We start from the raw sequence: 8,066 nt of genomic DNA, 5'->3' as shown, positions 1-8,066 counted from the left end.
GTTTGAGCCGCACCACCCCAGCCCCTCCGGCGATTGAGGAGCGGGGGTTCGGGGGCCGGCCCCCGACCGAGGCCCGCACCATGCGGGCACCTGTCACACAGGGTCCGTCCTCAAACTCCCCCAGAGCTGCCTCCGGGAGGTACCCCCGGACGGGCTGAGCGTGCCGGACAGTCCGGGTGCGCCGGGCGGCTCAAGCGCGGCTTTGGGGGGCCGCCCCACCGTGGTGCCCCACCCCCACCCTGGTGACAGGGCGGCGGAAAGGAAGAAGCCATGTTCTCCGCTCTGGGCTCAGCCCTCCACCGGCGACGCCTCGCCGTCCTCCTGCTGGCGCTCGCCGTCACCGCCCTCGCCACCGTCTACGGCGGCGGCGTCTCCGCGAAACTCACCAACGGGCTCTCCGACTACGACGACCCGGGCGGCGCCAACGTCGCGGCCCGGGACACCATCGCCCGGGCCACGGGCGTCGACCCCCAGCAGGGCTATCTGCTGCTGGTGCGGACCGACCGACCGGTCACCCCGGGCGCCGCCCCCTCCGCCCCGGTGCGGGCCGCCGGTGAACTCCTGCGCTCCCGCCCCGAGGTGCGAGCGGTCTTCGACCACTCCTCGGGCGACGGCGCCGCGCTGATCTCCCGCGACGGCCGCAGCAGTGTGGTCGTGGGCGCGGTGCGCGCGCTCTCCGACAAGGAGAGCGTCGCGGCCGAGGAGGAGTTGCAGCGGGCCATCGAGGACGATCCGCTGCTGCGGGACAGCACCCTGCTGGGCGGCTCCACCCCCGGCCATGTGCAGGTGGCGAAGGTCTCCGACGAGGATGTGGCGGCGGCCGAGCTGATCGCCTTCCCCGTGGTCCTGGTCGTGCTGTTCCTGGTGTTCCGGGGGCTGGTCGCGGCGCTGGTCCCCCTGCTGGGCGGTGTGGTCTCGCTGCTGCTGACGATGGCGGGTCTGCGGCTGACCACCGACTTCATGACCGTCTCCGCCGGGGCGATGAGCCTGTCCTTCGCCCTGGGCCTCGGTCTCTCCATCGACTTCGGGCTGCTGATGGTCTCCCGGTTCCGGGAGGAGCTGGCCGGCGGCCGGGACCGCGCGGCGGCGGTGCGCGACACGGTCGCGACCGCGGGCCGGACCGTGCTGTTCAGCGCGCTCACGGTGGCCGCCGCGCTCGCCGCGCTGACCGCGTTCCCCCATCCGTATCTGCGGTCCATGGGGCTCGCGGGCGTCACCACCGTCCTGTCGGCGGCCCTGTTCGCCCTGGTGGGGCTGCCCGCGCTGCTGGCCGTGCTCGGCCGGCGGATCAACGCGCTGGCGCCGCGCCGCTGGCAGCGGACGGCCGGGGCGTCGGCGGCCGAGGGCCGCTGGCACCGGCTGGCGTCCGCCGTGATGCGCCGTCCCGCGGTCTTCGCGGTGATCGCCACGGGCATTCTGCTGCTGATCGCCTCCCCTCTGGCGGGGGTGCGGTTCACCGGCGTCGACCCGTCGCAGCTTCCCCGGGAGACCAGCGCGGGCCGGGTGGCCGCCGCCCTCGACCGGGAGTACGAGGACCCGTCCACCGCCCCCCTCCAGACCGTGCTCACCACCGGCGGGGCCCCGGACGCGGAACGGCTCGCCCGGTACGCCGCGCGGATCGGCTCCACACCCGGTGTGGAGTCGGTGGGCACCCCCTTCCCCCTGGACGACGGCCACTGGGAGATCGACGCGGTCCTCGCCGGCAGTCCGCTGGGTGACACCGCGCAGCGGGCCGCGGAGGACGTGCGGAGGCTGGCCGCTCCGTACCCCGCGGCCCACACCGGCGCGACGGCGGACTTCCTGGCCCAGCGCGACTCCATCGCCGACGGTCTGCCCCTGGCGGGCGGCATTCTGGCCGGGGTGACCCTGCTGCTGCTCTTCGCCTTCTCCGGCGCGGTGGTGCTGCCGCTGATGGCGCTGGTGATGAATGTGCTCTCCACCGGGGCCGCGTTCGGCTTCCTGGTCTGGGTCTTCCAGGACGGCCACCTCGGCTTCCCGGCGCAGAACGGTCTGGAGGCCACCACTCCCCTGCTGGTCTTCGCGCTCGCGTTCGGTCTGTCGACGGACTACAACGTCTTTCTGCTCAGCCGGATCAAGGAGGCCCGCGCCCAGGGCCTGGACGAGCGGGCTGCGGTGGCCCGCGGCCTCTCCCGCACCGGGTCGATCGTGACCTCGGCGGCCGTGCTGTTCTGTGTGCCGGTGTGCGCGCTGGCACTGTCGCGGCTGGTGTTCATCCAGGAGCTGGGGCTCGGCGCCGCGTTCGCCGTGCTGATCGACGCCACCGTGGTACGGGCCCTGCTGGTGCCGGCGCTGATGGCTCTGCTGGGCACGGCCAACTGGTGGGCCCCGGCGCCGTTGCGGCGACTGCACCGGGCCCTGTTCCCGCACCGGCCGCCGGCGCCCGCCCCCGCACCGGCCGACCGGCCCGGGACGGGAGGGGCGGCCGGGTCCGGTGCCGGAAGGCCGGAGCGCTCCCCCGCGTCCGTCTCCTGAGGCCGGGCCACCGCTTTCCGGTGGCGAAGAGTCCATGGGTTGGTGCGCAAGAGTCCAAACGGTGCTCTTGCGCACCTGTCGCCCCAGCGAGCAGGGTCCTCCACGAGGTTGAGACGACGACAACCAGCCGCGCACCATCAGCGCTCGTGGAGGCTCGATGAACGACGCAGCACCACAGACCCACGGCAGTGACGACGACGGCGCGATGAGCCGCCGTTCCGTGCTGCGGACCACGGCGGGAGCCGGCGCCGCCGGGCTCGCCCTCGGCGCCGTCGGCGCGGGCACCGCGTCCGCCGCGCCGGCCGCGTCCGCCGGGGACGAGGCCGGGTCCGAGGCGGCGGCACCCGCCCGCAAGGGCCGGACCATGGCCGGTGTCCCCTTCGAGCGGCGCGGCACCGTGCGCGTCGGGATCATCGGTCTCGGCAACCGGGGCGGCAGTATGCTCCCCATCTTCCTCGCCCTCCCGGGGGTGCGGGTCCTCGCGCTCTGCGACCCGGTCAGGGCCCAGGCGGAACGCGCCGCCGCGAAGGTGGTGGCGGCCGGACAGCCCGCGCCCGCCCTCTACACCAAGGGCGACGACGACTACCGGAACCTCTGCGGGCGCGGCGATCTCGACTTCGTCTATGTGGCGACCCCCTGGGAGACCCACTTCGCGATGGCGAAGTCCGCGATGCTCAACGGCAAGCACGTCGGGGTGGAGTGTCCGGTCGCGATGCGGCTGGAGGAGCTGTGGGGGCTGGTCGATCTCTCGGAGCGCACCCGGCGCCACTGCATGCAGCTGGAGAACTGCTGCTACGGCCGGAACGAGATGCGGGTGCTGCGGATGGCGCACGCCGGGAAGTTCGGCGAGCTGCTGCACACGGCCGGCGCGTACAACCACGATCTGCGGGAGCTGCTCTTCCACCCGGACTACTACGAGGGTCCCTGGCGGCGGCAGTGGCACACCCGGCTGCGCGGGGACCTCTACCCCAACCACGCCTTCGGCCCGGTCGCCAACTATCTGGACATCAACCGGGGCGACCGGGTGGTGTCGATCTCCAGCTTCGGCACTCCGGCGCTGAGCATGGCCGAGTACCGCGAGGCGCACCTGCCGCCGGGCGACCCGAGCTGGAAGGAGTCGTACATCAGCAGCGACCGGACCTTCAGCATGCTCAGGACGGAGAAGGGGCGGATCATCCGGCTGGAACACGACGTTTCAAGCCCGCACCCCTACAGCCGGATCAACAGCCTCGGCGGGACCAAGGGTGTCTTCGAGGACTTCCCGGCGCGGATCTACATCGAGCCCGACCACTCCGGCCACCAGTGGGGGAGCTTCGCGCAGTACGCCGAGTGGGACCACTGGCTGTGGAAGGAGCACGCCAACCCGCCGGGCGGCCACGGCGGGATGGACTACATCATGCTCTTCCGGCTGATGCAGTGCATGCGGCTGGGACTGGTGCCCGACTTCGATGTGTACGACGCCGCCACCTGGACCGCGCCCGTGCCGCTCAGCCATGCCTCGATCCGCGCCAAGGGCGCGCCGCTGCCGATCCCGGACTTCACCCGCGGGGAGTGGCGCACACCCCGATCGGGTATGGATTCGGACAAACCTGCGGAGTGAGAAAAGGAGCGCGGGCCCGTACGGGCGCCCGTGCTCCGCTCCGGGGCCAAGCGGTACCCCCGGTACGTTCTGGCGCGATCTGCCGCTGCCACCCCGAAAGGGTTTGCGAAAACAGGGCACAACCGGCGAGCCTTGCACTCTTTGCGCCAACCTCGAACCGTGCTGGGACGCCATGCAAATTCGCGACCTTCCGTATACCGACCCGGGTGACCCGGATGTCCGGTCCGGTCCTCACTTTCTGCTCTGGCTCGGTCGCAATCAGCTGGGAGGCCAGCTCACCTCCGTCTTCTGGGGACTGGTCAACCAGCTCGGCGTGGCCGCCCTGCCGCTCGGCGTCGGCCTGGCGGTCCAGGCGGTGGTGGACGGCTCCGGCACCCGGCTGGGCTGGGCGGCCGGGCTGATCGTGCTGCTCGGGGTGGTGATCGCGGTCGGCGAGACCATGCTGCACCGGTCCACCATCACCAACTGGATCACCGCGGCGGCCCGGGTGCAGCAGCTGCTCTCCCGGCGCACCGCCGAGCTGGGCTCCCTGCTGACCCGGCGGGTCGCGGCGGGCGAGGTGGTCGCGGTCTCCACCGGTGACGTGGAGAAGATCGGCTGGTTCGTCGAGGCGTTCTCCCGCTTCCTCGCCGCGGCCACCGCGCTGCTGGTGATCTGTGTCGGCCTGGTGATCTACCAGCCCGCCCTCGGCGCGGTGGTCGCCATCGGCATTCCGCTGCTCGCCCTCGCGGTGCTGCCGCTGCTCCCCGTCGCCACCCGGCGCGCCGACATCCAGCGCGACAAGGCGGGTCTCGCCACCGAGCTGGCCGCCGACACCGTCGCCGGGCTGCGGGTGCTGCGCGGCATCGGCGGCGAGGAACTGTTCCTGCGCCGCTACCGCGCCGCCTCCCAGGAGATGCGCCGCGCCTCGGTGCACAGCGCGCGCATGTGGTCGCTGATCACCGCGATCCAGGTGCTGCTGCCCGGCGCGCTGATGGTGACGGTGGTGGTGTACGGCGCGAACCTCGCGCTCGACGGCCGGATCACCGTCGGCGAACTGGTCACCGTGTACAGCGCGGTGCTGCTCGCCGCCCATCCGATGCGGACGTTCGAGGAGGTCGCGATGGCCTACTCCTACTCGAAGCCCTCCGCCAAGCGGGCGGCGCGCGTGCTGTCGCTGCGCCGTGGGACCGCCGGCTCCGGCGCTCCGCACGGCGAGCTGACCGGCGATCTGTACGACCCGGTCACCGGTGTCCTCGCCCCCTCGGGCACCTTCACCGCCGTGGTCTGCGGCGACCCGGACGCGGCGGGGCTGCTGGCCGAGCGCCTCGGCGGGCACCCGGGCGACGCCGAGGGCCGGGCCTCCGTCCTGCTGGGCGGGGTGCCGCTGGACGACGTACCGCTCACGGCGGCCCGTACGGCCGTGCTCGTCCAGGACAAGGACCCCGTGCTGCTCTCCGGCACCCTGCGGGAACTGCTCGACATCCCGTCCTCCGGGAAGGTCTCCGCGCGGGCCGCGCTGGAGGCGGCGCAGTGCGGCGATGTGCTCCAGGCGCTCGCCCGGGCCTCCGCCGACGAGCACGCCGATCCGATGGAGACCCGGATCACCGAGCGCGGGCGGTCGCTCTCCGGCGGCCAGCGCCAGCGGCTGGCGCTGGCGCGCTCGCTGGTCACCGACCCCGGGGTGCTGATCCTGGACGAGCCGACCTCGGCCGTCGACTCGCACACCGAGGCGCGGATCGCGGCGGGGATCAGGTCGCTGCGCGAGCGGCGCACCACGGTGGTCCTCTCGTCGTCGCCGCTGCTGCTGGACCTCGCGGATCAGGTGGTGCTGGTGGACGGGGAGAAGGTGGCGGCCGTCGGCAGCCACCGCGACCTGCTGCGGACCGACGCCCGCTACCGGGCCGTCGTCACCCGGGAGACCCCGGCGGAGACCGCCGAACGGCTCGGCTCGGCCCTGCCCGGGGCGGCTCTGCCGGGCGCCGCTCTGCCGGGCGCCGACGGGATCGGCACGCTGGAGGAGACCGCGTGAGCAGCAGCACCACCCGTACCGACCGCACCACGCGCACGAACCGCCCGAGAGGAATGGCGATGTTCCGGGTTCCGCCGCCCGCGTACGACCCGGCGGCGCCGGAGACCGCGACGACCCTGCCCGTCGGCGACCGCACCACCGTGAAGGCGTACGTCCGCGAGATGCTGCGGCGCCACCGGGGGGCCTTCGTGGCGCTGGTGGTCTTCAACTCGGTCGCCGTGATCGCCTCCATGACCGGCCCCTATCTGCTGGGGTCGCTGGTGGAACGGCTCACGGACGGGGCCCGGGAGCTGCACCTGGAGCGCACGATCGCGGTGTTCGCGGTCGCCGTCGTCATCCAGAGCGTCTTCGTGCGGATGATGCATCTGCGCGGCGCGACGCTGGGTGAGGAGGTGCTCGCCGATCTCCGCGAGGACTTCCTCGTGCGGTCGGTGGCGCTGCCCCCGGGCGTGCTGGAGCGGGCCGGCACCGGCGATCTGCTCTCCCGTATCACCACCGACATCGACCGGCTCGCCGGCGCCATGCGGGAGGCGGTGCCGCAGCTGACGATCGGTGTGGTCTGGGCGGTGCTGCTGATCGGCGGGCTGGCGGTGACCGCGCCGCCGCTGGCGCTCTCGGTGGTGGTGGCGCTGCCGCTGCTGATCGTGGTCTGCCGCTGGTACTTCAAGCGGGGGCCGATCGCCTACCGCTCGGAGGCGGCGGGGTTCGCCGCGGTCTCCACCGTGCTCGCCGAGACCGTCGACGCGGGCCGGACCGTGGAGTCCCACCGGCTGGGGGACCGCCGGGTCGCGCTCTCCGACGAACGGGTGCGGAACTGGGCCGAGTGGGAGCGGTACACCCTCTACCTGCGGTCGGTGTTCTTCCCCGTGATCACCCTCACCCACACCACCGTGCTGCTCTCGGTGCTGCTGATCGGCGGCTCGTTCGTCCTCCAGGGCTGGATGGACATCGGGCAGCTCACCACGGGGGCGCTGCTGGCGCAGATGCTGGTCGATCCGGTGGGCATCATCCTGCGCTGGTACGACGAGTTGCAGGTGGCCCATGTCTCGATGGCCCGGCTGGTGGGCATCCGGGAGATCGAGCCGGAGGCCGGGGACAGCGGGGTGCGGCCCGAGGGCCGCGATGTGCGGGCGGAGGAGGTGCGCTTCGGCTACCGCGAGGGCGTGGATGTGCTCCACAGGGTCTCCCTGGAGGTCGAGCCGGGGACCCGGCTGGCCCTGGTCGGCCCGTCCGGGGCCGGGAAGTCCACGCTGGGGCGGCTGCTCGCCGGGATCTACGCCCCGCGCACGGGGCGGGTGGCGCTCGGTGACGCCGAGCTGTCCCGGATGACGGCCGAGCGGGTGCGGCAGCATGTGGCCCTGGTCAACCAGGAGCACCATGTCTTCGTGGGCACGCTGCGGGACAATCTGCGGCTGGCCCGCGCCGAGGCGGACGACACCGAGCTGTGGGCGGCGCTCGGCGCGGTGGACGCGGAGGGCTGGGCCCGTGGGCTGGAGGAGGGGCTGGACACCGAGGTCGGCTCCGGCGGTGCGGCCCTCACCCCGGCCCAGGCCCAGCAGATCGCCCTGGCCCGGCTGGTCCTGGCGGACCCGCACACCCTGGTCCTGGACGAGGCGACCTCGCTCCTCGACCCGCGCGCGGCCCGGGAGCTGGAGCGCTCCCTCTCCCGGGTGCTGGACGGCCGTACGGTGGTGGCGATCGCGCACCGGCTGCACACGGCGCACGACGCGGATGTGATAGCCGTGGTGGAGGAGGGGAGGATCAGCGAGCTGGGGAGCCATGAGGAGCTGGTGGCGGTGGACGGGGCGTATGCGGCGCTCTGGCGCTCCTGGCACGGATAGCCGCCCCCGCGCCACGGGCCCCCCGCACCCTGCGGGCCACGTTCGGGGGCCGGGGTCTCGATGCCCAGGGTGAGGGTGAGCGCGTCCTCGGTCAGCTCGAACATCTGGGTGACGCGTCCGG

General features: G+C 73.3%; 4 protein-coding genes. All 4 read left to right on the top strand.

Annotation, left to right across the window (positions count from 1 at the left end):
- Positions 1-270: 270 nt before the first annotated feature.
- The 4 genes from ABT122_RS32640 to ABT122_RS32625 all read left to right on the top strand — a co-directional run bounded on the left by ABT122_RS32640 (position 271) and on the right by ABT122_RS32625 (position 7,945).
- On the top strand, positions 271-2,493 hold the full coding sequence (locus tag ABT122_RS32640) for an MMPL family transporter (protein WP_351559649.1): 2,223 nt from the start codon (positions 271-273) through the stop codon (positions 2,491-2,493).
- Positions 2,494-2,650: 157 nt separating this feature from the next.
- Entirely contained in the window at positions 2,651-4,093 is a 1,443-nt protein-coding gene (locus ABT122_RS32635) for a Gfo/Idh/MocA family protein (RefSeq protein WP_351559647.1), read from the top strand.
- Positions 4,094-4,265: 172 nt separating this feature from the next.
- A complete protein-coding gene (locus tag ABT122_RS32630; protein WP_351559645.1) occupies positions 4,266-6,104 on the top strand; it encodes an ABC transporter transmembrane domain-containing protein in 1,839 nt (612 codons plus the stop codon).
- Positions 6,105-6,163: 59 nt separating this feature from the next.
- A complete protein-coding gene (locus ABT122_RS32625) occupies positions 6,164-7,945 on the top strand; it encodes an ABC transporter ATP-binding protein (RefSeq protein WP_351559651.1) in 1,782 nt (593 codons plus the stop codon).
- Positions 7,946-8,066: the final 121 nt, after the last annotated feature.

The organism is Streptomyces sp. NPDC001985 (assembly GCF_040296845.1).
Taxonomy (GTDB): Bacteria; Actinomycetota; Actinomycetes; order Streptomycetales; family Streptomycetaceae; genus Streptomyces.
Note: the sequence above shows the minus strand (reverse complement) of the source record. Positions and strands in the feature narration are given on the sequence as shown.